The sequence below is a fragment of the Stenotrophomonas sp. S49 genome (assembly GCF_016624905.1).
Classification (GTDB): domain Bacteria; phylum Pseudomonadota; class Gammaproteobacteria; order Xanthomonadales; family Xanthomonadaceae; genus Stenotrophomonas.
In genome coordinates this window covers 78,620-101,565 of sequence record NZ_JACVUD010000003.1, presented here as the reverse complement: position 1 = coordinate 101,565, position 22,946 = coordinate 78,620, and the positions used below count along the sequence as shown (strand labels likewise).

Annotated in this window: 24 protein-coding genes; 15 read left to right on the top strand and 9 right to left on the bottom strand. The window is 68.1% G+C overall.

Going from position 1 to position 22,946, the window contains the following annotated elements:
- Positions 1 to 136: 136 nt before the first annotated feature.
- The 3 genes from IAE58_RS01535 to IAE58_RS01525 all read left to right on the top strand — a co-directional run bounded on the left by IAE58_RS01535 (position 137) and on the right by IAE58_RS01525 (position 2,603).
- Positions 137 to 454, top strand: a complete 318-nt coding sequence (locus IAE58_RS01535; protein ID WP_087921159.1) for a DUF4156 domain-containing protein — start codon at positions 137 to 139, stop codon at positions 452 to 454.
- Between the two features lie 102 nt (positions 455 to 556).
- A complete protein-coding gene (locus IAE58_RS01530) occupies positions 557 to 1,573 on the top strand; it encodes a 3-oxoacyl-ACP synthase III (protein WP_108748081.1) in 1,017 nt (338 codons plus the stop codon).
- Positions 1,574 to 1,712: 139 nt separating this feature from the next.
- Positions 1,713 to 2,603 carry an alpha/beta fold hydrolase gene (locus IAE58_RS01525; protein WP_164274184.1) on the top strand — a complete coding sequence of 297 codons (891 nt, stop codon included), beginning with the start codon at positions 1,713 to 1,715 and terminating at the stop codon, positions 2,601 to 2,603.
- A gap of 51 nt (positions 2,604 to 2,654) precedes the next feature.
- Here IAE58_RS01525 and IAE58_RS01520 read toward each other — a convergent pair whose 3' ends face one another.
- Positions 2,655 to 3,026 carry a YkgJ family cysteine cluster protein gene (locus IAE58_RS01520; RefSeq protein ID WP_199933841.1) on the bottom strand — a complete coding sequence of 124 codons (372 nt, stop codon included), beginning with the start codon at positions 3,024 to 3,026 and terminating at the stop codon, positions 2,655 to 2,657.
- A 104-nt stretch (positions 3,027 to 3,130) separates the two neighbouring features.
- Here IAE58_RS01520 and oleC point away from each other — a divergent pair, with 104 nt between their 5' ends.
- The 3 genes from oleC to IAE58_RS01505 all read left to right on the top strand — a co-directional run bounded on the left by oleC (position 3,131) and on the right by IAE58_RS01505 (position 6,049).
- Positions 3,131 to 4,789, top strand: coding sequence for an olefin beta-lactone synthetase (gene oleC, locus IAE58_RS01515; RefSeq protein ID WP_199933842.1), 1,659 nt, complete (start codon positions 3,131 to 3,133; stop codon positions 4,787 to 4,789).
- The gene (gene oleD / locus IAE58_RS01510; protein ID WP_199933843.1) at positions 4,786 to 5,772 is read left to right on the top strand and encodes a 2-alkyl-3-oxoalkanoate reductase; all 987 of its coding nucleotides are present in this window, start codon (positions 4,786 to 4,788) and stop codon (positions 5,770 to 5,772) included. Before oleC ends, oleD begins: the two co-directional genes overlap by 4 nt.
- Positions 5,773 to 5,893: 121 nt before the next feature.
- Complete coding sequence (locus IAE58_RS01505; protein ID WP_107231440.1) at positions 5,894 to 6,049, top strand: DUF1328 domain-containing protein; 156 nt, start codon at positions 5,894 to 5,896, stop codon at positions 6,047 to 6,049.
- A gap of 139 nt (positions 6,050 to 6,188) precedes the next feature.
- On the opposite strand, the gene ddlA is transcribed toward IAE58_RS01505, so the two are convergent.
- Positions 6,189 to 7,274, bottom strand: a complete 1,086-nt coding sequence (ddlA, locus tag IAE58_RS01500; protein WP_108751816.1) for a D-alanine--D-alanine ligase — start codon at positions 7,272 to 7,274, stop codon at positions 6,189 to 6,191.
- A 179-nt stretch (positions 7,275 to 7,453) separates the two neighbouring features.
- Between ddlA and IAE58_RS01495 the strand changes: the two genes are divergently transcribed.
- Both IAE58_RS01495 and ubiB read left to right on the top strand, forming a co-directional pair.
- Complete coding sequence (locus IAE58_RS01495) at positions 7,454 to 8,089, top strand: SCP2 sterol-binding domain-containing protein (protein ID WP_199933844.1); 636 nt, start codon at positions 7,454 to 7,456, stop codon at positions 8,087 to 8,089.
- A complete protein-coding gene (gene ubiB, locus IAE58_RS01490) occupies positions 8,086 to 9,741 on the top strand; it encodes a ubiquinone biosynthesis regulatory protein kinase UbiB (RefSeq protein WP_199933845.1) in 1,656 nt (551 codons plus the stop codon). The genes IAE58_RS01495 and ubiB overlap by 4 nt, the downstream gene beginning before the upstream one ends.
- Before the next feature lie 51 nt (positions 9,742 to 9,792).
- Here the strand turns inward: ubiB and IAE58_RS01485 are convergent, their stop codons facing one another.
- Genes IAE58_RS01485 through IAE58_RS01470 form a run of 4 tightly spaced genes read right to left on the bottom strand, consistent with a single transcriptional unit; the run spans position 9,793 to position 12,926 of the window.
- Positions 9,793 to 10,578 carry a YaiO family outer membrane beta-barrel protein gene (locus IAE58_RS01485; RefSeq protein WP_199933846.1) on the bottom strand — a complete coding sequence of 262 codons (786 nt, stop codon included), beginning with the start codon at positions 10,576 to 10,578 and terminating at the stop codon, positions 9,793 to 9,795.
- A gap of 5 nt (positions 10,579 to 10,583) precedes the next feature.
- Positions 10,584 to 11,189 carry an acetyltransferase gene (locus IAE58_RS01480; protein WP_199933847.1) on the bottom strand — a complete coding sequence of 202 codons (606 nt, stop codon included), beginning with the start codon at positions 11,187 to 11,189 and terminating at the stop codon, positions 10,584 to 10,586.
- A complete protein-coding gene (locus tag IAE58_RS01475) occupies positions 11,176 to 12,315 on the bottom strand; it encodes a glycosyltransferase family 2 protein (protein WP_199933848.1) in 1,140 nt (379 codons plus the stop codon). The genes IAE58_RS01480 and IAE58_RS01475 overlap by 14 nt, the downstream gene beginning before the upstream one ends.
- Entirely contained in the window at positions 12,315 to 12,926 is a 612-nt protein-coding gene (locus tag IAE58_RS01470) for a PIG-L deacetylase family protein (protein ID WP_199933849.1), read from the bottom strand. Before IAE58_RS01470 ends, IAE58_RS01475 begins: the two co-directional genes overlap by 1 nt.
- 231 nt (positions 12,927 to 13,157) lie before the next feature.
- Here IAE58_RS01470 and IAE58_RS01465 point away from each other — a divergent pair, with 231 nt between their 5' ends.
- Both IAE58_RS01465 and IAE58_RS01460 read left to right on the top strand, forming a co-directional pair.
- On the top strand, positions 13,158 to 13,739 hold the full coding sequence (locus tag IAE58_RS01465; protein ID WP_199933850.1) for a class I SAM-dependent methyltransferase: 582 nt from the start codon (positions 13,158 to 13,160) through the stop codon (positions 13,737 to 13,739).
- Positions 13,740 to 13,828: 89 nt separating this feature from the next.
- Positions 13,829 to 14,554, top strand: coding sequence for a pseudouridine synthase (locus tag IAE58_RS01460; RefSeq protein WP_199933851.1), 726 nt, complete (start codon positions 13,829 to 13,831; stop codon positions 14,552 to 14,554).
- 58 nt (positions 14,555 to 14,612) lie between these two features.
- Here IAE58_RS01460 and IAE58_RS01455 read toward each other — a convergent pair whose 3' ends face one another.
- Complete coding sequence (locus tag IAE58_RS01455) at positions 14,613 to 15,140, bottom strand: DUF2059 domain-containing protein (protein ID WP_199933852.1); 528 nt, start codon at positions 15,138 to 15,140, stop codon at positions 14,613 to 14,615.
- 134 nt (positions 15,141 to 15,274) lie between these two features.
- On the opposite strand from IAE58_RS01455, the gene arfB reads away from it, so the two are divergent.
- The 5 genes from arfB to IAE58_RS01430 all read left to right on the top strand — a co-directional run bounded on the left by arfB (position 15,275) and on the right by IAE58_RS01430 (position 20,717).
- The gene (gene arfB / locus IAE58_RS01450) at positions 15,275 to 15,706 is read left to right on the top strand and encodes an alternative ribosome rescue aminoacyl-tRNA hydrolase ArfB (protein ID WP_108748096.1); all 432 of its coding nucleotides are present in this window, start codon (positions 15,275 to 15,277) and stop codon (positions 15,704 to 15,706) included.
- A 46-nt stretch (positions 15,707 to 15,752) separates the two neighbouring features.
- The gene (locus tag IAE58_RS01445; protein WP_233614934.1) at positions 15,753 to 16,313 is read left to right on the top strand and encodes a lysophospholipid acyltransferase family protein; all 561 of its coding nucleotides are present in this window, start codon (positions 15,753 to 15,755) and stop codon (positions 16,311 to 16,313) included.
- A gap of 111 nt (positions 16,314 to 16,424) precedes the next feature.
- Entirely contained in the window at positions 16,425 to 18,581 is a 2,157-nt protein-coding gene (dcp, locus tag IAE58_RS01440) for a peptidyl-dipeptidase Dcp (RefSeq protein ID WP_199933853.1), read from the top strand.
- 133 nt (positions 18,582 to 18,714) lie between these two features.
- Positions 18,715 to 19,341, top strand: coding sequence for a signal peptidase I (gene lepB, locus IAE58_RS01435; RefSeq protein ID WP_199933854.1), 627 nt, complete (start codon positions 18,715 to 18,717; stop codon positions 19,339 to 19,341).
- A gap of 119 nt (positions 19,342 to 19,460) precedes the next feature.
- Positions 19,461 to 20,717 (top strand): MFS transporter, encoded by a 1,257-nt coding sequence (locus tag IAE58_RS01430; RefSeq protein WP_199933855.1) that lies wholly within the window; start codon positions 19,461 to 19,463, stop codon positions 20,715 to 20,717.
- 131 nt (positions 20,718 to 20,848) lie between these two features.
- Here IAE58_RS01430 and IAE58_RS01425 read toward each other — a convergent pair whose 3' ends face one another.
- Both IAE58_RS01425 and IAE58_RS01420 read right to left on the bottom strand, forming a co-directional pair.
- A complete protein-coding gene (locus IAE58_RS01425; protein ID WP_199932510.1) occupies positions 20,849 to 21,757 on the bottom strand; it encodes a LysR family transcriptional regulator in 909 nt (302 codons plus the stop codon).
- A gap of 130 nt (positions 21,758 to 21,887) precedes the next feature.
- The gene (locus IAE58_RS01420; protein WP_199932511.1) at positions 21,888 to 22,856 is read right to left on the bottom strand and encodes a LysR family transcriptional regulator; all 969 of its coding nucleotides are present in this window, start codon (positions 22,854 to 22,856) and stop codon (positions 21,888 to 21,890) included.
- Between the last annotated feature and the right edge of the window lie 90 nt (positions 22,857 to 22,946).

Here is a 22,946-nt window from a genome sequence, read left to right as displayed (position 1 = left end):
CCCCCCCCGCCCCCCCCCCCCCCCCCCCCCCCCCCCCCCCCCCCCCCCCGCTACCGGGGGATCTGACCCCATCCCCGGCTACCCCCGATTCAGGCTGTTCAGGCAGAATCGCCCCATACCCTTCCAGGATCTGCCCATGCGCGTTCTGCTGCTTTCTTCCCTGCTGCTCACCGTCACCGCCTGCACCTGGGTGCCGATCGAACCGGCCGGCAAGGCGACCCGCGTGCTGCCGGCAGGCCCGGTTCCGGCCGGCTGCATCACCAAGGGCGAGGTGGTGGTAACGGTCAAGAGCAAGGTGGGCTTCTACAACCGCAACCCGCTGCGCGTGCAGGAAGAGCTGGAAACCCTGGCCCGCAACGAGGCCCCCAGTGCCGGCGCCAACGCCGTGCAGGCCGCCGCCGCCCCGGCCGATGGCAGCCAGCGCTTCGCCGCGTTCCAGTGCCCGCCACGCTGAATCCTTCACCATACGGGGAAGGCTGAATTCGTAAAGATGCGGTGAAGGCGCGGGGGTTATAGAATAGCGCCCCCTTTTGCCTGAGCCTTGGCGCTAACCTCGATGCTCTTCAAGAATGTCTCGATCGCCGGCCTCGCACACGTCGACGCGCCGCATACGTTGACGACCAAGGAAATCAACGACCGCCTGCAGCCGACCCTGGACCGCCTGGGTATCCGCACCGACGTGCTGGGAGATATCGCCGGCATCCACGCCCGCCGCCTGTGGGACACCGGCGTGCTGGCCTCGGACGCGGCCACCATGGCCGGCCGCAAGGCGCTGGAAGATGCCGGCATCACCGCCGGCCAGGTCGGCCTGCTGGTCAACACCTCGGTCAGCCGCGACTACCTGGAGCCGTCCACGGCCTCCATCGTGTCGGGCAACCTGGGCGTCAGCGACGAATGCATGACCTTCGATGTGGCCAATGCGTGTCTGGCCTTCATCAACGGCATGGATATTGCCGCGCGCATGCTCGAGCGCGGTGACATCGACTACGCGCTGGTGGTCGATGGCGAAACCGCCAATCTGGTCTACGAAAAGACCCTGGAGCGGATGACCGCCCCGGACGTCACCGCCGACGATTTCCGCAACGAACTGGCGGCCCTGACCACCGGTTCGGGCGCCGCGGCCATGGTGATGGCGCGCTCGGAACTGGTGCCCGACGCCCCACGCTACAAGGGTGGCGTGACCCGTTCGGCCACCGAGTGGAACCAGCTGTGCCTGGGCAACCTGGACCGCATGGTGACCGACACCCGCCTGCTGCTGATCGAAGGCATCAAGCTGGCGCAGAAGACCTTTGCCGCCGCCAAGATCGCCCTGGGCTGGGCCGTGGAGGAACTGGACCAGTTCGTCATCCACCAGGTCAGCCAGCCGCACACCGCCGCGTTCATCAAGAACTTCGGCATCGACCCGAAGAAGGTGATGACCATTTTCGGCGAGCACGGCAACATCGGCCCGGCCTCGGTGCCGATCGTGCTGAGCAAGCTCAAGCAGCTGGGCAAGCTGAAGAAGGGCGATCGCATCGCGCTTCTGGGCATCGGCTCGGGCCTGAACTGCTCGATGGCCGAAGTGGTCTGGTAAACAGCCTGCTGCACGATCTCCTGTAGAGCCGAGCCCTGCTCGGCTCACGCGCGCAGCGCGGCTCTTCAGCAGCGGACGAGAAAGCAGCCGAGCATGGCTCGGCTCTACAGTGCGCCGCGACTCTCCTTAGGTGCTCCGCATGCGCGATCTTCCCGGTTACCCCGCCCACCCGCAGCGTTTCGAGGTTCGCCCCGGTCTGTCGATGAACTATCTCGACGAGGGCCCGCGCGATGGCGAGGTGGTGGTGATGGTGCACGGCAACCCGTCGTGGAGCTATTACTGGCGCACGCTGGTGGCCGGCCTGTCGGACAGGTACCGCTGCATCGTGCCCGACCATATCGGCATGGGCCTGTCGGACAAGCCCGATGACAGCCGCTACGAGTACACCCTGCAGTCGCGCGTGGACGACCTGGATGCGCTGCTGAAGCACCTGGGCATCACCGGCCCGGTCACCCTGGCCGTGCACGACTGGGGCGGCATGATCGGTTTCGGCTGGGCGCTGTCGCACCACGACCAGGTGAAGCGCCTGGTGGTGCTCAACACCGCGGCCTTCCCGCTGCCGGCGGCGAAGAAGATGCCGTGGCAGATTGCGCTGGGCCGGCACTGGAAGGTCGGTGAGTGGATCATCCGCACCTTCAATGCGTTCTCGTCCGGTGCCTCGTGGCTGGGCGTGGAGCGGAAGATGCCGGCCGATGTGCGCCGCGCCTACGTGGCGCCGTACAACAGCTACGCCAACCGCATCAGCACGATCCGTTTCATGCAGGACATTCCGCTGTCGCCGGCCGACAAGGGCTGGTCGCTGCTGGAACGCGCCGGCCAGGCGCTGCCGTCCTTCGCCGATCGCCCGGCCTTCATCGGCTGGGGCCTGCGCGACATCGTGTTCGACCACCACTTCCTGAAGGGCTTCCAGGCCGCGCTGCCGGCCGCCCAGGTGCATGCGTTCGACGATGCCAACCACTACGTGCTGGAAGACAAGCACGAAGTGCTGGTGCCGAAGATCCGCGCCTTCCTGGATGCCAACCCGATCTGATCGGTGCGCGGGGTCAGAGCCGTTTCTGCGAAACGGATCCGACCCCTGGTCTCAGGCTGCGATCGGGCTGCCGTCGCTGCCTTCCCAGTCCGCCGGGGTCAGCGGGTCCAGGCCATAGGCAATGCGCGCCTTGTCGCACTGCGGGCTGGCCTTGCCGTATTCCCACGAGGCATCGACCTCGCGGCACACGCTGGGCCGGTTGGGGTGGATGGTGCAGCGTGAATACACGCCGATCTGCGCATCCAGGGCCACGCAGCGCACCGGCTTGGAATGGGTGCCGCGCATGCACAGGCGATGCGGGTCCAGCGTTTCAGTCAGCTGATGCGGTACCCCGCCGGGGGTGACCTCGTCCGATTCCATCCAGTGAAAGGCCACGCGGTACTGGGTGCAGCAGGCGCCGCAGGTCATGCAGGGATGTTGCATGGTCAGGCCGCCTCGGGCGGCAGTGGAATGGGGGGACGAGGCTGCGGATTCTCCACGAAGTCGGCCGCCGCGCAAGAAATTCCGTAAGCGGCGACAATGAACGGATGAACCGACCCTGCAATATTGCCGCGCGGCTGCCGGAACTGGCCCGTGAACGCCCCGACCAGATCGCCATCCGCTGCCCCGGCCGCAGAGGCGCTGGCAACGGCATGGCCGCCTATGACGTGACCCTGGACTACCGCCAGCTGGACGCCCGCAGCGATGCCATGGCCGCCGGCCTGGCCGGCTACGGCATCGGCCGCGGCGTGCGCACGGTGGTGATGGTGCGGCCTTCGCCGGAGTTCTTCCTGCTGATGTTCGCCCTGTTCAAGCTGGGCGCGGTGCCGGTGCTGGTCGATCCGGGCATCGACAAGCGCGCGCTGAAGCAGTGCCTGGACGAAGCGCAGCCGGAGGCGTTCATCGGCATTCCGCTGGCCCACTTGGCCCGTCTGGCGCTGCGCTGGGCACCGTCGGCCACCCGCCTGGTGACTGTGGGCCAGCGGCTGGGCTGGGGCGGCACCACCCTGGCCGCGCTGGAGCGCGCCGGCGCCGCCAGCGGCCCGATGCTGGCCGCCACCGACGGCGAGGACATGGCCGCGATCCTGTTCACCAGCGGCTCCACCGGCGTGCCCAAGGGCGTGGTCTACCGCCACCGCCATTTCGTCGGCCAGATCGACCTGCTGGGCAACGCCTTCGGCATGGAAGCGGGCGGGGTGGACCTGCCGACCTTCCCGCCGTTCGCGCTGTTCGACCCGGCGCTGGGGCTGACCTCGGTCATTCCGGACATGGACCCGACCCGGCCGGCGCAGGCCGACCCGGCGCGGCTGCACGATGCCATCCAGCGTTTCGGCGTGACCCAGCTGTTCGGTTCGCCGGCATTGATGCGCGTGCTGGCCCGCCATGGCCGGCCGCTGCCCTCGGTCACCCGGGTCACCTCGGCCGGCGCCCCGGTGCCGCCGGACGTGGTGGCCACCATCCGCCGCCTGCTGCCGGACGATGCGCAGTTCTGGACGCCCTATGGCGCTACTGAATGCCTGCCGGTGGCCGTGGTGGAAGGGCGCGAGCTGGAACGTACGCGCGCCGCCACCGAAGCCGGCGCCGGCACCTGCGTGGGCAGCGTGGTGGCCCCCAACGAAGTGCGCATCATCGCCATCGATGACGCCCCGCTTCCCGACTGGTCGCAGGTGCGCGTGCTGGGCGTGGGCGAAGTGGGCGAGATCACCGTGGCCGGACCGACCGCCACCGACAGCTACTTCAACCGCCCGCAGGCCACGGCGGCTGCAAAGATTGCCGAAGCCCTGGCCGATGGCAGCAACCGCATCGTGCACCGCATGGGCGATGTCGGCTACTTCGATGCGCAGGGCCGCCTGTGGTTCTGTGGGCGCAAGACCCACCGCGTGGAAACCGCGCGCGGGCCGCTGTACACCGAACAGGTGGAGCCGGTGTTCAACACGCTGCCCGGCGTGGCGCGCACCGCACTGGTGGGCGTGGGCCCGGCCGGTGCACAGGTGCCGGTGCTGTGCGTGGAGCTGCAGCGCGGCAGCCGCGATGGCGCGGCCCTTCAGGAGGCGCTGCGCGCCCATGCGGCCACGCACCTGCCCGCTGCCGATGTGCAGCACTTCCTGGTCCACCCGGGCTTCCCGGTGGACATTCGACACAACGCCAAGATCGGCCGCGAAAAGCTGGCCGTCTGGGCCAGCGCTGAATTGGAGAAGCGTGCATGAAGATCCTGGTTACCGGTGGTGGTGGCTTCCTCGGACAGGCCCTGTGCCGCGGCCTGCTTGAGCGCGGCCACCAGGTGCTGGCGCTCAACCGTGGCCACTACCCGGCGTTGCAGGCGATGGGTGTGGGCCAGATCCGTGGCGACCTGGCCGACCCGCAGGCTGTGCAGCATGCGGTGGCCGGGGTGGACGCGGTGTTCCACAACGGCGCCAAGGCCGGTGCCTGGGGCAGCTATGACAGCTACCACCAGGCCAACGTGGTGGGCACCGACAACGTGATTGCCGCCTGCCGCGCGCACAGCGTCGGCCGCCTGGTCTATACCTCCACGCCCAGCGTGACCCACCGCGCCACCCACCCGGTGGAAGGGCTGGGCGCCGACGAAGTGCCGTACGGCGAGAATTTCCAGGCCCCGTACGCGGCGACCAAGGCGATTGCCGAGCAGCGCGTGCTGGCCGCCAACGATGCCAGCCTGGCCACGGTGGCGCTGCGCCCGCGCTTGATCTGGGGACCGGGTGATCTGCAGCTGGTACCGCGGCTGGCCGAGCGTGCCCGCCAGGGCCGCCTGCGCCTGGTCGGTGACGGCAGCAACAAGGTCGACACCACCTACATCGACAACGCCGCATTGGCGCACTTCCTGGCGTTCGACGCGCTGGCCCCGGGTGCGGCCTGTGCCGGCAAGGCCTATTTCATTTCCAATGGCGAACCGCTGCCGATGCGCGAGCTGTTGAACAAGCTGCTGGCGGCGGTGAATGCCCCGGCCGTGGAGAAAACCCTCAGCTTCAAGACCGCCTACCGCATCGGCGCCGTCTGCGAGCGCCTGTGGCCGTTGCTGCGCCTGCCCGGCGAACCGCCGTTGACCCGGTTCCTGGCCGAACAGCTGTGCACGCCGCACTGGTACAGCATGGAACCGGCGCGCCGCGATTTCGGTTACGTGCCGCAGGTCAGCATCGAAGAAGGGCTGCGCCGCCTGCACGCGGCCTCGTGACGGCGGCATCACGGCGCTGAAGGCTTCATCGCGCGCAGAAGTTGCCGTCACCGGTTGCACACCGCCAGATCGGGAGGATGGACCCACGCCATCCACGGCCCGACCCATCGCGAGGAGCGCCATGCTGCACTACGCCGTTATTTTCTTCGTCATCGCCATCATCGCCGCCGTGCTCGGCTTCTCCGGCATTGCCGGCGCCGCCAGCAACATCGCCTGGATCCTGTTCGTCGTGTTCCTGATCCTTGCGGTGATCTCGATGTTCCGCAAGCGCGGGTAGAGTCGAGCCTGCTCGACCAACGCACCTGTGACGCACCTGTAGAGTCGAGCCATGCTCGACTGTTCCAACAGCAGTCGAGCAAGCTCGACTCTACAGAAGCGGGGCCCCGCGCGTCGCACGCGATGCGGGGCCCCCCGCACTACACCAGCGCCTTGTCGGCCGCGTGCCGTTCCAGCGCCAGTTCAATCAACCGCGTGATCAGCGCGGTGTAGCCCAGCCCACTTGCGCCCCACAGCTTGGGATACATGCTGATGCGGGTGAAGCCAGGCAAGGTGTTGATCTCGTTGATGGTGATCTTCCCATCCGCGCCCAGGAACACATCCACCCGCGCCATGCCGGCGCACTCCAGCGCCTGGTACGCCTGCAGCGCGATCTGCTGGATACGCGCCTGGCTGTCGGCATCGATCGCCGCCGGCACCACCACATCGGCCCCCGCCGCGTTCAGATACTTGGTGTCATAGGCGTAGAATTCGTCATGCACCACCACCTCGCCACACACGCTGGCCTGCGGCTGCGCGTTGCCCAGCACCGCGCATTCGATCTCGCGACCGGCCACGGCCGATTCCACCAGCACCTTGTGGTCGTGGCGCAGCGCCAGTTCCAGCGCCGCCGCGAAGCCGGCCGCATCCTTCACCTTGCTCACGCCCACCGACGAACCCTGGTTGGCCGGCTTCACGAACAGGGGCAGGCCCAACTGTGCGATCAGCGCGGCCACATCCACCTGCGCCGCCTGGTGGCGGCGGATGCACACCCACGGCGCCACCGGCAGGCCGGCATCGCGCAGCAGGCGCTTGGCCACGTCCTTGTCCATCGCCGCCGCCGAACCCAGCACCGACGAGCCCACGAACGGCAGACCGGCCATGCGCAGCAGGCCCTGCAGCGCACCGTCCTCACCCAGCGGGCCGTGCACGATCGGCAGCACCACATCGATCGGCCCCAGTGCCGCCGGTGCGTTCACCGGCTGCAGCTGCGCCTGCCCTGCACCCGGCTGTAGCGCCAGCGTGGCGCCGGACGGGCGCAGCGCGATCCGCGCCGGATCATCGGCGTTGAGCAGGAACGCATCGGGTTGCAGCAGATGCCACTGACCCTGCTTGTCGATGCCGACCAGCACCGGTTCGTAGCGCTCGCGATCCAGCGCATCGAGGATGTTCTTCGCCGACTGCAGCGAAACTTCGTGTTCGGAAGACGTGCCGCCGAAAATGATGCCAACCCGGGTACGTGCCATGGGCAATGCGATGTCCTGTGCAACAAGGCCCCACAGCATGAACCGCCCGGTGGCACGGGGAAAGGTAGAGTCGACCGTTGGTCCACTGGCAGGACGCGGAAGGTCAGTCGACCAACGGTCGACTCTACCGCGGCAACGTGCCTGCATCCGCCCACCACCCACGCAGGTAGAATGGCCACATGGCTCTTTCCCTGCTCAAGTCCCTCAAGCCGGTCGCTGGCCGCGCCCTGCAGATCGCCCTGAACCGCGCCCTGGCGCTGGATCCGGACACCCGCCACGCCCTGGCCAGCCTGCACGGCCGGCACATCGACCTGACTCTGGAAGCGCCGGCGCTGGCCATGCGCATCAGCGTGGACGGCGACCAGCTGCGCGTGGGCCCGGTGGACGCCCAGGAAGCCGACCTGGCCGTGCGCAGCAGCCTGGCCGGGGTGCTGGCGCAGTTGCCGCTGCTGGCCAACGCGCGGCGCGGCGACGATGCCGGCAAGGGCCGCGTACGCGTGGCCGGCGATGCCGAACTGGCGCGCCGCCTGCAGCAGCTGGCCAAGGGCTTCGATCCGGACTGGCAGCAGCCGTTCGTGAGCGTGTTCGGCGACGTGCTGGGCGTGCAGGTGGCCAACACCCTGCGCAGCGCCTTGCAGCACGCGCGCCAGGGCGCCATCGACCTGGCCCACAGTGCCGCCGAATTCGTCACCGAAGAATCGCGTGACGTGGTGCCGCGTGGCGAACTGGACGCCTTCCACGATGACGTGGACGTGCTGCGCGACGACGTTGAACGATTGCAGGTGCGCGTGCAGCGCCTGCGGGGTGTCGCATGAAGGCCCTGCTGCGGGCCCACCGCATCGGCCGGGTCATTCTGCGTTACCGCCTGGACGACCTGCTGCAGGGCACCGCGGCCGAGCGTTGGCTGCGCCTGGCCAAACCCTTCGTGCCGCGCGCACCGGCCGCCATTGCCGCGCAGTCGCGTGGCGCACGCCTGCGCCTGGCACTGCAGGACCTGGGCCCGATCTTCGTCAAGTTCGGCCAGATCCTGTCGACCCGTCGCGACCTGGTGCCGCCGGACGTGGCCACGGAGCTGACCCTGCTGCAGGACCGGGTCAAGCCATTCGACGGCGATACCGCACGCCGCATCGTGGAAGAAGCGCTGGGCCTGCCGGTCAGCGAGGCCTTTGCCAGCTTCGATACCGAACCGCTGGCCTCGGCCTCCATCGCGCAGGTGCACGCGGCCACCCTGGCCGATGGCCGCCAGGTTGTGGTGAAGGTGCTGCGCCCGGGCATCGAAAAGCAGATCGACGCTGACATCGCGCTGTTGAACTCGCTGGCCAGCCTGGTGGAACGCACCCATCCGCGTTCCGACAAGATCCGCCCGCGCGAAGTGGTGGCCGAGGTTGAAAACACCCTGGCCGCCGAACTGGACCTGCAGCGCGAAGGCGCCAATGCCAGCGTGCTGCGCCGGTTCTGGGAAAACAGCGACGACCTGTACGTGCCGGAGGTCATCTGGAGCCACACCGCCGAACGCGCGCTGACCCTGGAACGGGTGTGGGGCATTCCGTCCGACGACATCGTCGCCCTGGACCAGGCCGGCATCGACCGCAAGGCACTGGCCGCCAAGGGCGTGCGGGTGTTCTACACCCAGGTGTTCCGCGACAACTTCTTCCACGCCGATGCGCACGCCGGCAACATCTGGGTCGACACCGATCCGGCGCGCCGCGACAATCCGCGCTTCATCGCGCTGGACTTCGGCATCATGGGCCAGCTCTCGCAGGAAGATCAGTACTACCTGGCCGAGAACTTCATGGCCATCTTCAATCGCGACTACCGCCGCATTGCCGAGCTGCACGTGCAGGCGCGCTGGATGCCCGACAACGTGCGCATCGACGATCTGGAAGCGGCGGTGCGTTCGGTGTGCGAACCGTACTTCACCCGGCCGCTGTCGCAGATTTCGCTGGCCGAAGTGCTGCTGAAGCTGTTCCGGGTGGCCCAGCGTTACCAGCTGACCCTGCAGCCGCAGCTGATCCTGCTGCAGAAGACCCTGCTGAACATCGAAGGCGTGGGCCGCCAGCTGGACCCGCAGATCGACATCTGGGCCGTGGCCAAGCCGGTGCTGGCGAAGATCCTGCGCGAGCGTTACAGCCCGCGCCGGGTGGTGCGCGAGATCGGCAAGCGCCTGCCGGAAATCATGACCCACGCGCCGGACATGCCGCGCCTGGTGCATGCCTGGCTGAGCCAGCAGGTGGAAGGCCGCCACGAACTGGCCATGCGTTCGCGCGATCTGGTGGCGCTGGACGCCAGCCTGCAGAAGCTGCAGAAGCGCGCGGTCGGGGCGATTACCGGCGTGGGCCTGCTGGCCATTGCCGCGCTGCTGTACGTGCTGCAGCCGCCGGGCTGGTACTGGGGCGACCTGCCCATGCTGGGGCTGGGTGCGGCGGTGCTGGGCGCGGTCGCGCTGGCCCGCGCCTGGTGGCGCTGAGCGCGCACGGCTGATCGGCTGGCAGCGCCGCACGCTGCCAGCCCCCTGCGGCTACCAGTGGTAGCCCAGGCCCAGGTGCGACTGCACGCTCTGGAAGCGATCCAGACGCGTTGAATGCCAGGTCTTGCCCAGACCGGCTTCCAGCATCAGATGCTGGCCCAGCGGCTGGTTGCGGCGCAGGAAGACGCGCTTGCTGTCGTGTTCGCGCAGCAGCAGCGGGTCCGCATCGGCGGTATACCCGGAGGTACCCTGGCCCAGCCACAGCTGGGTGGAGCCGCGCCCACTGCTGTCCTTCAGCCGCAGCGACACCGTGGTGCCATGGCCATCGGGGCCGTTCGACTGGCGGTGGCGCTCATGCCGCAGCGAGGCGGTCACCCGCGGGAAGTAGTGCGACGCCCCGACCGACCAGCCGCTGACGTAGGCGCCGGCGTGGTATTCGGCGTACTTGCCGCCCACGCTCAGCACGGTCTGCGGCGCTACCTTCCATTGCAGGTCCTGCTGGATCTGCCGGTTCACGAACACCGGGTCGTCGTTGGACGCCGTGGCCGCGGTGCGGGTGGAAAACCGCGGCGACCAGGTGTGGTGCAGCGAGCCCTGCACCCGGTTGCCGCCGAAACGGGCACTGCCGTAGTCACGCTCGCCATGGGCCAGGCCCAGGTGCCAGCGGCTGTCGCCACTGCGCCCGGCCACGTCCAGGGTCTGCACATCGCGGTGGCCGAAGCCATCGGTGTAGTCGGCGTGGTCCAGTTGCAGCGCAACCCGGTCGATGCCGGCGTGGGCGCTGGACACGGCCAGCAGCAGAGCGCACGGCAGTGCGCCACGGAAGATCAATCGCATGGTGGTTACTCCAGGGGTTGGGAATGCAGCTGCTGCGCCAGCCGGTAGCGGCCCGGCGGCAGGTTTCGTTCCACGGTGATGCGTGGGCCGAACTGGCTGCCCGCAGCGACGATGCGCCCGGGCAGGATGATCACGCCGACGCCCAGCGCGGCGCGTGCGCCGATCCATGCGCCCAGCTTGTCGCGCTGGCTGTCGTGCACGTTGCCGTCCACATGCACGCAGACAGTGGCGCCATCCAGGCGATGGTTGCTTGTGCGCACCAGCGCGCCCAGGTAGGCGTGGTCGTCAATGCGGCTGTCACCGATGAAGCACTGCGGGCCGATGCTGACCTGCTGGCCGATCAGCGCGTGCTTCAGCTCGCTGGCGAAGCCGATGCGCGTGCCATCGCCGATCTGCAGCGGCCCACGCAGCAGCGCGTGGTTGCCGATCACGCAGTCGCAGCCGATCAGCACCGGGCCCTGGATATGGGCGCCATCGCAGACGCGTGTACCGGCGCCGATGCGCACCGCACCCTGCACGGTGGCCCGCGGCGAGACCTGTGCCTGCGAATCGATGGCAGGTGACATCGTGGCCAGCGCGGTGGCCATCGCCTGCAGGTCATTCCACCACATGCGGGTACCTCGTCGGCTTGTCGCGTGCTGGCTCGCGCCCGGTGCACAGCCCCTTCAGCCCGTGCATCAGCCAGATGGCGTAGGCCAGCAGCACGTACAGCATGGAAAACGCGGCAGCGGGCACCAGCCAGGCGCTGCGGTGGTGCACCGCGCTGATCATCGCCAGCGCCATCACGATGCCGATCCACACCAGCGGCATCACCGCCAGCACCAGCCCACCCGGGCCGTGCACCTGCGTGGCACCGAACCACACATGCAGCGAAGCGGCCACGCCCAGCAGCGCCAGCAGGAGCATCGGCAGGATGCTGAACACCCCGAAGCGGCTGAGCAGCAGGCCTCGGTGCAGGCGCATGCAGACGGCATAGCCCACGATCCAGCGCCGCCAGCGTCGCCATTCCTCGCGCAGCGTGTTGCATTCCTGCGGATAGACCACGCAGCGGATGCTCTGCCGCACGCGGAAGCCCTGCGCCACCAGCGACCACGACATGTCCAGGTCTTCCACGCGGGTGCGGTCGGAAAACCCCACCTTGCGCAGCACGGCGGTGCGGAACAGCCCGCACGAACCGGAGACGATGAAGGGCGCGCCGCCCAGCCACTGCTGGAAGCTGCGCTTGATCACGATCATCGGCAGCTTCAGGCTGGCGCGCACATGGGGCAGGAAGCCGGCGCCGCGCAGGCAGGAAGAAGGTACGCCGCCCACGGCATCGGCGCCGCGTTCGATCTCGGCCAGCAGGTGGCCCAGGCCATCGCCCTGGGGGTCGATGCGTGTATCGGCATCGGTCAGGAATACCTGTTCGGCAGTGACATGCTGCAGGCCGTGCATCAAGGCGCCGCCCTTGCCGGTGTTGGCCTGGTGCACCGCAAGCAGGCGCCCGGGCCACTGCGCCTGCAGGTCGTCCAGCACCTGCGCGGTGGTATCGGTGGAACCATCATTCACGCAGATCACCCGCGCCACGTAGCGGTTGTGCAGCAGGTCGGTGAGCGAGCGTGCCAGGCACGGTGCCTCGTTGTAGGCGGGCACGATTGCGTCGATGCTGTGCAGCCGCGCGCTGGGCCGGCGGGCGGCATGCACCAGCAGGCGCACGCCGATGAAGGCACACATGGCCAGGAACAGCAGCGTCTTCATCACAGCACCATCCGGTGGGCCAGGAAGCCTTCGCACGGCCCCAGGCCGATCTGCTGGCCACGGAACTGCGCGTGGCAGCGCAGATGGCTTTCCTGCATGTACTGGCGTTCGCCTTGGCTGGCATGTTCGCGCAGCGCCAGGATCTTCTGCTCCAGCTGTGCGCTGATGTCTTCGAACACCTGTGGCGCGAACTGCGGCAGCGTGCTGGGGCTTTCGTAGCACAGCACCTGACCCACGCCGCGGCAGGCAATGATCGAGCACTCATGCACGGTGCGATGGTCCTGGTGGTGGTCCTGGCCGCACATGGTGTAGACGCGCTGCGGCGCCACGGCGGCGCAGGCACGTTCGATGGTCGCGATCAGCTCGTTGCGGCAGGCCGGGAAGCAGGTATCGGGAAAGTCGCACTGCTGCACGTGCAGGGCGCCCAGCTGCTGCAGGGCGCGATGCGATTCGCCGCTGCGATCGGCGCCGTCGTGGCAGCCGCGGCCGCCACGGCTCAGCACCAGTGCATGCACGCGCGCGCCGTCGCGGGCCAGTTTGGCCAGGGTGCCACCGCAGCCCAGTTCAATGTCATCGGGGTGGGCGCCGATCGCCAGAATATCCAGGGGCATGGCGGGGTCCTTGCGGGATTCGGGAAGCAGGCGCGTGTGCCGGGGCGTGCGCCGAGCGGGCCGGGACTATCGCAGCGCAGATACGGGTGATCCATGCAACATTTCCGAAAAGCGCGCAGGATCACAGCGCGGTGGTGGAAACCGCGTGGGTTGCGCCAGTCGCTACGGCGGCGGCGTTCGCGTGACAATCATCCGAACGTGCCGAATGCGGCACGCCCTGCAGGACGAGACATGGATCTGGCAGCACTGAAGGACGAACTGGCGCGCCACGGCGCCGACAACGATGCGCGCGAAAGCGAACGGGGCCGGCGCATGCTGAACATCACCGCCGACACCGGAGAACTGCTGTCGGTGCTGGTGCGTTTCGGCCAGGCCCGGCGCGTGCTGGAAATCGGCACCTCCAACGGCTATTCCACGCTGTGGCTGGCCGAGGCTGCAGCGGCGATCGATGGTCAGGTGACCACGCTGGAATACGCTGCCGACAAGGTGGCGATGGCGCGCGCGAACTTCGCTCGCAGCGGGCTGGGCGGGCGCATCACCCTGGTGCAGGGCGATGCGGGGGTCTGGCTGGCCGCGGCGGACGACGCCAGCGTGGACCTGCTGTTCCTTGATTCGGACCGCGAACAGTACGCCGGCTGGTGGCCGCAGCTGCGCCGCGTGCTGCGCCCCGGCGGCCTGCTGGTGGTGGACAACGCCACCTCGCACGCCGCACAGATGCAGCCGCTGCGCGCGTTGCTGGATGCGGATGCGGATTTCAGTACCAGCCTGGTGCCGGTGGGCAATGGTGAACTGCTGGCGGTGCGCAACGGCTGATGGCTCTTGCCGCCGTTGTATGGGGTCAGAACCCTTTTCCGCAGGAAAAGGGCTCCGACCCCACGCGAGCGCCCCCGTATAATCCGGCGGTGAGTACCGATACCGAAACCGCCCCCGAAACCGCCCCCCTGCAGCTGCTGCATCTGGATGAACGGCTGGCCGTGGTCAACAAGCCGGCCGGGCTGATGGTCCATGACAGCAAGCTGGCCCGCGGCGAAGATGATTTCCTGGCCGACCGCCTGCGCGAGCAGCTGGGTCGCCCGATCTTCCTGGTCCATCGCCTGGACCGCGCCACCAGCGGCTGCCTGCTGCTGGCCTTCGACCGCGATACCGCCAGTGCGCTGGGCAAGGCGCTGATGGGCGGTGAAGTGAGCAAGGATTACCTGGCCATCTGCCGCGGCTGGCCGGCCGAGGAGACTTGGCAGGTGGACCACGATCTGGATGGCGGGCCTGGCAAGCCGGTGAAGAAGCCGGCGGTGACCGATTTCCAGCGCCTGGCCACCGGCGAACTCTGCGTGCCCGTGGGCGAATTCGCCAGTTCGCGCTATGCGCTGCTGCGCTGCCAGCCGCTGACCGGTCGCTTCCGGCAGATCCGCCGGCACCTGAAGCACCTGTCGCACCACCTGATTGGCGATACCAGCCACGGTGACGGCCGCCACAACCGCAACTTCCGCATGCAGGGCGTGCACCGCATGCTGCTGCACGCCGAGCGCCTGCGTTTCCCCCACCCCGATGGCGGCATGCTGGATGTGCGCGCGCCGGTGGATGCCGATTTCCAGAAGGCGCTGGACCTGTTCGGCTGGCAGGTGGAATGACGGTCGCGCCGGGGTCAGAGCCCTTTCCCGTTGGGAAAGGGATCCGACCCTGACGGGGTTATTTCTTTTCCGGCTCGTTCACGATCGCTTCCAGGTCTTTCTGCAGATCGGTGATCAACGGCTGCATGCGGGTCTGGATGGCCACCATCACGTTCTGCATCAGCGCCGGGGTCTTGTCCAGCAGGCTCTGGCCGGCCGGGCTCTCGTAGAACTCGGCCATGGCCAGCACGTCTTCCTTGCTGAAGGTCTTCTTGTAGAGATCGACATACATCGGGCGCAGCTGCTGCCACGACAGCGCCTGGCGCAGGGTCTGGTTGGTGCGCGCCTGGATGCGCTGCAGCTGTTCCTGCTGCTGGGCGGTCAGTTGGCGCTGCGCGGTGGCCTGCTGGAACTGCTGCTGCTGCATCGCCTCGATCTGCGGAAGCGCCGCGTCGAGCATGGTCTGCGCGCGCGAGGCGGCCAGCAGGCGGTTGATGTCGCTGTCGGTCGGCGGCGCGGCCCAGACCGGGCTGCTGCACGCGGCCAGGGCCAGCAGCAGGGCAACGCGGCACAGGCGCGCGGGCAGGGTGGGAACAAGGCGGGTCATGCGAAGCTTCCTGCGGTACATGGAAGGCCCAGCATACCTGCTGGGCAGGCGAAGGCGGCGTGTTCGGTACCTGATCGGCGGCATACGGCGCGCGATGGCGGCCACGGCGGCGCCGGTGCCGCTACAATGCGCGCATGGGAAGTGGACCGGTCACCATCAGCGCGCAGCTTGAAATCCCCGACGGCGAGATCGTCGAGCGGTTCGTGCGTGCCAGCGGTGCCGGCGGGCAGAACGTCAACAAGGTCTCCACCGCGGTGGAACTGCGTTTCGATGTGGCCGGCTCGCCCTCGTTGCCCGAGCCGCTGCGCGAGCGCCTGCTGGCGCGCCGCGACCGGCGCATGACCGGCGAAGGCGTGCTTGTCATCGATGCGCAACGGTTCCGCACCCAGGATCGCAATCGCGAGGATGCGCGCGAGCGGCTGGCGGCTTTCATCCAGGCCGGGCTGAACGTGCCCAAGCCGCGCAAGGCCACCAAGCCGTCCCTGGGCTCGAAACTGCGTCGTCTGGACGCCAAACGCGGGCGCGCGCAGATCAAGCGCGGGCGCTCATCACGTGACTGGGAGTGATTGCTTGAACAACCCGACGCCGTTGCTGCCGGCCGTGCCGCCGAACATGCCGCAGGTCAAACCCAACGCCTTCCTGCGCTGGCTGGCGCGCTGCACCCTGCGCCTGGGCGGCTGGAAGGTGACCGGCACGTTGCCGGACATTCCGCGCCTGGTCTTCATCATCGCCCCGCATTCGTCCAACTGGGACGGGCTGTGGGGCATGGCGGCCAAGATCGCGCTGGGCATGAAGGTGAAGGTGCTGGGCAAGGCCTCGCTGTTCTGGTGGCCGCTGGGCCCGCTGCTGCACCGTCTGGGGGTGATCCCGCTGGACCGCAGTGCGCCGCAGGGCACGGTCGGCCAGGCCGTGGACCTGCTGCGCAACAACGAAAAAATGTGGTTCGCCATCACCCCCGAAGGCACCCGCAAGGCGGTGAAGGACTGGAAGGCCGGTTTCCTGAAGATCGCGCGGATGGCCGACGTGCCGGTCCTGGCGGCGTACTTCCACTACCCGGAAAAGACCATCGGCATCGGCCCGCTGTTCACCCCCACCGGCGATGATGCCGCCGACATGGCGGCCATCCGTGAGTTCTACCGCCCGTGGATGGGCAAGACCCGCGGCACGGTCTGAAACGCCCCGCAGCGGCCGCATACACGCCACGTCCGGCACATGCCGGGCGGCCGCGACAGGAGTAGGGTGGAGGGCTGTCATTCCCTACCGCCCGCCCAAGGAGCGTTCTACATGTCGCGTACCGTAGTCCTGGCCGCCGCCATCAGCCTGGCGCTGGCGGCCTGTTCCGGCAAGGAGTCCACCCCCGTGTCCGAAGCCCAGCAGACCCCGGCCCAGCAGCCGGCCGATGCCTCCACCAACCCGCTGCTGAGCGCCAGCACGCTGCCGTTCCAGGCGCCGCAGTTCGACAAGATCAAGGACAGCGACTACCTGCCGGCCTTCGAAGAAGGCATGCGCCAACACCTGGCCGACGTGCGCAAGATCGCCGACAACCCCGAGCCGGCCACCTTCGACAACACCCTGGTGGCGATGGAGCGCAGTGGTGAAACCCTCACCCGCGTGTCGCGCATCTTCTTCGGCCTGGTCCAGGCCGATGGCACCGACGCACGCCAGAAGATCCAGGAAGAAATCGCACCGAAGCTGGCCGCGCACCAGGACGAGATCAACCTTGATCCGAAGCTGTTCGCGCGCGTGAAGTCGCTGTACGACCAGCGCGACACGCTGGAGCTGGACCCGGTGCAGAAGCGCCTAGTCGAGCATTACTACGACGGTCTGGTGCGCGCTGGCGCCCAGCTGTCCGACGCCGACAAGGCCAGCCTGCGCAAGCTGAACGTGGAAGAGACCACGCTGTCCACCCAGTTCCACACCCGCCTGGTCGCGGCCACCGCCGCCGCCGCCGTTGTGGTGGACGACAAGGCCAAGCTGGCCGGTCTGGACGAGAACGCGATCAACACCGCGGCCACCGACGCCAGCGCCCGCAAGCTGGACGGCAAGTTCCTGCTGCCGCTGCAGAACACCACGCAGCAGCCGGTGCTGGGTTCGCTGAGCGATCGCGACCAGCGCGCCGCTGTGCTGAAGGCTTCGGAAACCCGCGCCGAACGGGGCGATGCCAACGACACCCGGCAGACCGTGCAGCGCCTGGCCCAGCTGCGTGCGCAGAAGGCCAAGCTGCTGGGCTTTGACACCTACGCCGATTACAACCTGGGCGACCAGATGGCCAAGACCCCGGCCGCGGCGCTGAAGCTGCTGACCGACACCGTGCCGGCGGCCACCGCCAAGGCGCGCGAGGAAGCGGCCGACATCCAGAAGGTGATCGACGCGCAGAACGGCGGCTTCAAGCTGGCCGCTTCGGATTGGGACTTCTACGCCGAACAGGTGCGCAAGGCCAAGTACGATCTGGACGAATCGCAGATCAAGCCGTACTTCGAACTGGACAACGTGCTGCAGAACGGCGTCTTCTACGCCGCCACCCAGCTGTACGGCATCACCTTCAAGCCGCGCACCGATATTCCGACCTACAACCCGGACATGAAGGTGTACGAAGTGTTCGACAAGGACGGCACCTCGCTGGCCCTGTTCTACACCGACTACTTCAAGCGTGACACCAAGTCCGGCGGCGCCTGGATGGACGTGTTCGTTGAACAGGACGGCCTGACCGGTGCCAAGCCGGTGGTCTACAACGTCTGCAACTTCACCAAGCCGGCCGTAGGCCAGCCGGCGCTGCTCAGCTTCGACGACGTCACCACGCTGTTCCACGAGTTCGGCCACGCGCTGCACGGCATGTTCTCCAACGTGAAGTACCCGTCGATCGCCGGCACCGCCACCTCGCGCGATTTCGTCGAGTTCCCCTCGCAGTTCAACGAACACTGGGCGCTGGACCCGAAGGTGTTCGCCAACTACGCCAAGAACTACAAGACCGGCGAACCGATGCCGCAGGAACTGGTGGACAAGATCCTGAAGGCACGCAGCTTCAACCAGGGCTATGCCACCACCGAATACCTGTCGGCGGCGCTGCTGGACCTGGCCTGGCACACCCAGAAGGCCGATGCCCCGCTGCAGGATGTGGGCGCCTTCGAAGCCAGCGCGCTGAAGAAGTTCAAGGTGGACCTGCCGCAGGTGCCGCCGCGCTACCGCACCACCTACTTCGACCACATCTGGGGCGGCGGCTATTCGGCCGGCTACTACGCCTACTTCTGGGCCGAAGTGCTGGACCACGACGCGTTCCAGTGGTTTACCGAGCACGGTGGCCTGACCGCGGCCAACGGCCAGGAGTTCCGCGACAAGATCCTCTCGCGCGGCAACAGCGTGGAACTGTCGACCCTGTACCGCGATTTCCGCGGCAAGGACCCGTCGGTGGAACCGCTGCTGAAGTTCCGCGGGCTGAAATAAGAGAGCGAAAACGGCGGGCGCAACCCCGCCGTTTTTCATTATGTAGAGTCGAGCCATGCTCGACTGGCCGTACCCGGGAACCTCCCCCGCCGCCTTGTGGTCTGATCCACCTACCACCCACCCGGAGCCTGTCATGGATGCTGTCGCCCGCCCTCCCTTTTCCCAACGCGCACTGGTCTGGCTGAAGAAAGAAGCCCTGCCGCTGCTGGTGATGCTGGGCCTGCTGGCCGCCGCCCGCGATACCCTGGCCAACCACTACGTGGTGCCCAGCGGCTCGATGCAGCCCACCCTGCAGCCCGGCGACCGCGTGGTGGTGGACATGCGCGCCTACGGCCTGCGCCTGCCGTTCACCCACCAGCAACTGCTGGCCACCGGCACCCCGCAGCGTGGCGAAGTGGCCGTGTTCGATTCGCCGGCCGACGGCACCCGCCTGATCAAGCGCGTGGTGGCCGTGGCCGGTGACCATGTGCAGCTGCACGGCGGCCATCTGACCATCAACGGCCAGCCGCTGCAGATCGCCGGCCTGACCGATACCGAAGCCTTCGGCCCGCGCCAGGCGCAGCTGGACCTGGACATGGGCGGTGGCCCGGACATCGCCGACCTGCAGGTGCCGGCCGGCAAAGTGCTGGTGCTGGGCGACCACCGCGGCAACAGCTTCGACGGCCGCTTCTTCGGTTTCGTCGATGCCGATGCCCTCTACGGGCGTGCGGTGTCGGTGTACTACCGCCGCGGCGACGGCTTCGAGTGGCAGCGCCTGTAAGCTGAATTGATACGTTTCACATATCAATCCTGACCTATCAGGTTATGGATCGACTGGATCAGGCGGCCTACGCTGGCCGCTGATCCCCACCATGGCTGCCCCCACGGCCACCCGATTCCATGACTGGTGAAACCGCGGCGGCCGACAGCGCCCGCCCCCGTACCCTCGATTCCGGCACTGACACCCGCATCCAGCAGGGCACCCCGGCGTTCCGCCGTACCGCGGTGGCGCTGTTCCTGGCCGGCTTCTCCACCTTCGGCCTGCTGTACACGGTGCAGCCGCTGCTGCCCGATTTCAGCCGCCACTTCGGCGTGTCGGCCGCCGGCAGCGCGATGTCGCTGTCGCTGAGTACCGGCACGCTGGCGGTGGCGATGCTGCTGGCCGGCCTGCTGTCCGATGCGGTGGGCCGCCGGCCGTTGATGATCGCAGCGCTGATGGCCTCGGCGCTGCTGTCGCTGTGCACTGCGCTGGTGGACGACTGGACCACGATGCTGGTGCTGCGCACCCTGCTGGGCCTGGCCCTGAGCGGCGTGCCGGCGGTGGCCATGACCTACCTGGTGGAGGAGATGGACAGCCGCGCGCTGGGCCTGGCCATGGGCCTGTACATCGGCGGCAATGCCATTGGCGGCATGAGCGGGCGCCTGCTGGCCGGGATCATCGCCGACCACTGGGGCTGGCGCTGGGGCATCGGCGCGGTGTCGATCATTGCGGTGGCCAGCACCGTGCTGCTGTGGCTGCAGCTGCCGCCGTCGCGGCACTTCCAGGCCCGTCGCGGTGGCCTGCGCCAGTTGCCTTCGCGCTGGCGCACCCTGTTTGCCGACCCGGGCCTGCCGTGGCTGTTCGCCACCTCGTTCGTGCTGATGGGCGTGTTCGTCACCCTCTACAACTACCTGGGCTACCACCTGCTGGCGCCGCCGTACCACCTCAGCCAGACCGTGGTCGGGCTGATCTTCAGCGTCTACCTGGTGGGGACCTTCAGCTCGGCGTGGATGGGCCAGCTGGCGATGCGGCATGGGCGGGGCCGCATCCTGACCATTTCTTTCGGCCTGATCGGCGCCGGCATCGTGCTGCTGATGCTGCCGTGGCTGGCCACCATGGCGCTGGGCATCGCGCTGGTCACCTTCGGTTTCTTCGGTGGGCACTCGGTGGCCAGCAGCTGGGTCGGCAGCCGCGCCGGTTCGATGCGTGCCGAAGCCTCGGCGCTGTACCTGTTCGCCTACTACCTGGGCAGCAGCGTGCTGGGCGCCGTGGGCGGGCTGGCCTACGCCGCGTGGGATTGGCTGGGCGTGTGCCTGTTTACCGGCGTGTTGACCCTGCTCGGCGGCGGCATCATCTGGGCGCTGCAGCAGCGCGCCCCACAGCCGGTGACCGCCTGAACCGTCGCCGGGCATGGCCCGGCGCTATCGGTGCACGTGCGGCGCCGGGCGATGCGCGCGACGCGGTCATTCCGCTGAACGTGGCGCGGCGGTAGCGCCGGGCCATGCCCGGCGGGGGATGCGCGACGCGGTCATTCCGCCGCGAATGCGCCACGCAGCAAGCCGGCAAAATTGCGGATCAACGGCGTCACCCCTTCGCGGCGCCACGCCAGCTGTACTTCCGAATGCGCGCCGGCGTCGGCCAGCGCCACGAAGCGCGCGCCTTCCACGCGGATGTGATCGCACGACGCCGGCAGGATCGCCGCCCCCAGGCCCGCGGCGGCCAGGCTGATCAGGGTGGATGCTTCGCCCGCTTCCTGCACGATGCGCGGGGTGAACCCCGCCGCCGCGCACAGCGCGATCATGTGGTCGTGGATACCGGCACCGGCGCTGCGGCGGAACGCCACGAAGGGTACCTGGGCGAAATCGCGCAGCGACAGCGCGCCGCTGGCCGACAACCGGCGCAGGGCAGGGTGGTCGGCATGCACGATCAGCGCCAACGGATCGACGAACAGGCTGTGCGCCACCAGCTCCGGCGGCAAGGTGCGCTTGCGGATGATGCCCACGTCCAGGCTGCCGCCCAGCAGCGCATCGATCTGCTGCAGGGTGTTCATCTCACTCAGCTGCAGCCGCACCTGCGGGTACTGCTGGCGGTAATGCAGGATCGAACGCGGAATCTGCGGCGACAGCGGCGTGGCCCGGGTCAGGCCGATATGCAGTTCCCCCTGCTCGCCACGCTGCGCGCGCTGCACTTCCTCCACCGCACTTTCCACCTGCAGCACGATGGCCCGCGCGCGCTCCTGCAGCAGCTCGCCAGCAGGGGTGAGCTGCACCCGGCGATGGCTGCGCACGAACAGACGTGCCCCGATCAGTTCTTCCAGCTGCCGGATCTGCTGGCTGAGCGGCGGCTGCGACATGCCCAGCCGCTCGGCCGCCTGGCCAAAGTGCAGCGTATCGGCTACGGCCAGGAAGTAACGCAGGTGGCGGAGTTCGATGGACATTGGCCCAGTCTATACATGGGGTCAGACCCCGTCGCGCAGCGGTGGGCTCTGACCCCCGGTAGGTCAAGCGCATCCACGCATGGCGGGATCTACCGTGTCGACCAAGGTCGACACCTACCAAGAGCAGACCCTACCGCTCGGAATGCCCGCTCTGGTCGTAATCGCGCGGGCTGAACAACTCCGGCTGCACCAGATCGATGAACGCCCGCGCCTGCGGCGACAGCGCCTTGCCCCGGCGCACGATCACCCCGTAGCTGCGCTCGGGGAACCAGCGTTTCATCGACCGCGCCGCCAGCCGCTCGCCGTCGCTTTCGTGCAGGCACAGCGCCGGCACGATGGAAATGCCCATGCCCATCGCCACGTACTGCTTGATCACCTCCCAACCGCCCACTTCCAGCGCCACCGTGTACGCAATGCGGTGGCGCTGGAACACCTGGTCCACCAGCCGGTAGGTGATCTGCCGCTTCGGTGGCAGCACCAAGGGGTAGCGCGCGATGTCGGCCAGTTCCAGCTCGCCGCCGCTGGCCAGCGGATGGTCGTGCGGGGCAATCAGCACCTGCTCGAAGCGGTAGGCCGGGGCATAGGTCAGGTCGGCCGGCACGTCGGTCATCGAACCGATGGCCAGGTCGGCCGCATCCTCGCGCAGCAGGTCGGTGCCGTCGGCGCTGATCGCGTTGTGCAGGGTCAGGCGCACGTCGGGATGGTGCTGGCGGAAGCGTTCGACGATCTTCGGCAGCAGGTACAGGATGGTGGAACTGTTGGCGGCGATGTTCAGTTCGCCCGCGTCCATCCCGCGCACCTTGTCGCGGAAGCGCGCCTCCAGCCCGTCCAGGCTTTCCACCAGCGGCTGCGCCATTTCGTACAGCAGCTGGCCTTCGCGGCTGGGCACCAGGCGCCGCCCGCTGCGCTCGAACAGCGGCACCCCCAGCTCGCGTTCCAGCGCCTGCAACTGCAGGCTGATGGCCGGCTGGCTGACGAACAGCGCCTCAGCTGCCCATGAGACCGAGCCCAGGCGCACCGTCTGGCAGAACGCGCGCAGCGGCTTCAGCCGGTCGGATTTGTAGGAAAAACGAGGACTTGGCGGGCTGCGTGTGGGCATGGCGTCACAAGTATTAGCACGTTTTATGTAAAGCATTGCAAAAACTGTTTTGCCAAATAGTGGGGCGCAGCGGCACTTTGGGGGCGTTCC

Excerpts from the sequence above, each read along its gene's own strand:
- IAE58_RS01535 (WP_087921159.1), top strand. The coding sequence starts at position 137 with ATGCGCGTTCTGCTGCTTTCTTCCCTGCTGCTCACCGTCACCGCCTGC.
- IAE58_RS01530 (WP_108748081.1), top strand. The coding sequence starts at position 557 with ATGCTCTTCAAGAATGTCTCGATCGCCGGCCTCGCACACGTCGACGCG.
- IAE58_RS01525 (WP_164274184.1), top strand. The coding sequence starts at position 1,713 with ATGCGCGATCTTCCCGGTTACCCCGCCCACCCGCAGCGTTTCGAGGTT.
- IAE58_RS01520 (WP_199933841.1), bottom strand. The coding sequence starts at position 3,026 with ATGCAACATCCCTGCATGACCTGCGGCGCCTGCTGCACCCAGTACCGC.
- oleC (WP_199933842.1), top strand. The coding sequence starts at position 3,131 with ATGAACCGACCCTGCAATATTGCCGCGCGGCTGCCGGAACTGGCCCGT.
- oleD (WP_199933843.1), top strand. The coding sequence starts at position 4,786 with ATGAAGATCCTGGTTACCGGTGGTGGTGGCTTCCTCGGACAGGCCCTG.
- IAE58_RS01505 (WP_107231440.1), top strand. The coding sequence starts at position 5,894 with ATGCTGCACTACGCCGTTATTTTCTTCGTCATCGCCATCATCGCCGCC.
- ddlA (WP_108751816.1), bottom strand. The coding sequence starts at position 7,274 with ATGGCACGTACCCGGGTTGGCATCATTTTCGGCGGCACGTCTTCCGAA.
- IAE58_RS01495 (WP_199933844.1), top strand. The coding sequence starts at position 7,454 with ATGGCTCTTTCCCTGCTCAAGTCCCTCAAGCCGGTCGCTGGCCGCGCC.
- ubiB (WP_199933845.1), top strand. The coding sequence starts at position 8,086 with ATGAAGGCCCTGCTGCGGGCCCACCGCATCGGCCGGGTCATTCTGCGT.
- IAE58_RS01485 (WP_199933846.1), bottom strand. The coding sequence starts at position 10,578 with ATGCGATTGATCTTCCGTGGCGCACTGCCGTGCGCTCTGCTGCTGGCC.
- IAE58_RS01480 (WP_199933847.1), bottom strand. The coding sequence starts at position 11,189 with ATGTGGTGGAATGACCTGCAGGCGATGGCCACCGCGCTGGCCACGATG.
- IAE58_RS01475 (WP_199933848.1), bottom strand. The coding sequence starts at position 12,315 with ATGAAGACGCTGCTGTTCCTGGCCATGTGTGCCTTCATCGGCGTGCGC.
- IAE58_RS01470 (WP_199933849.1), bottom strand. The coding sequence starts at position 12,926 with ATGCCCCTGGATATTCTGGCGATCGGCGCCCACCCCGATGACATTGAA.
- IAE58_RS01465 (WP_199933850.1), top strand. The coding sequence starts at position 13,158 with ATGGATCTGGCAGCACTGAAGGACGAACTGGCGCGCCACGGCGCCGAC.
- IAE58_RS01455 (WP_199933852.1), bottom strand. The coding sequence starts at position 15,140 with ATGACCCGCCTTGTTCCCACCCTGCCCGCGCGCCTGTGCCGCGTTGCC.
- arfB (WP_108748096.1), top strand. The coding sequence starts at position 15,275 with ATGGGAAGTGGACCGGTCACCATCAGCGCGCAGCTTGAAATCCCCGAC.
- IAE58_RS01445 (WP_233614934.1), top strand. The coding sequence starts at position 15,753 with ATGCCGCAGGTCAAACCCAACGCCTTCCTGCGCTGGCTGGCGCGCTGC.
- dcp (WP_199933853.1), top strand. The coding sequence starts at position 16,425 with ATGTCGCGTACCGTAGTCCTGGCCGCCGCCATCAGCCTGGCGCTGGCG.
- lepB (WP_199933854.1), top strand. The coding sequence starts at position 18,715 with ATGGATGCTGTCGCCCGCCCTCCCTTTTCCCAACGCGCACTGGTCTGG.
- IAE58_RS01430 (WP_199933855.1), top strand. The coding sequence starts at position 19,461 with ATGACTGGTGAAACCGCGGCGGCCGACAGCGCCCGCCCCCGTACCCTC.
- IAE58_RS01425 (WP_199932510.1), bottom strand. The coding sequence starts at position 21,757 with ATGTCCATCGAACTCCGCCACCTGCGTTACTTCCTGGCCGTAGCCGAT.
- IAE58_RS01420 (WP_199932511.1), bottom strand. The coding sequence starts at position 22,856 with ATGCCCACACGCAGCCCGCCAAGTCCTCGTTTTTCCTACAAATCCGAC.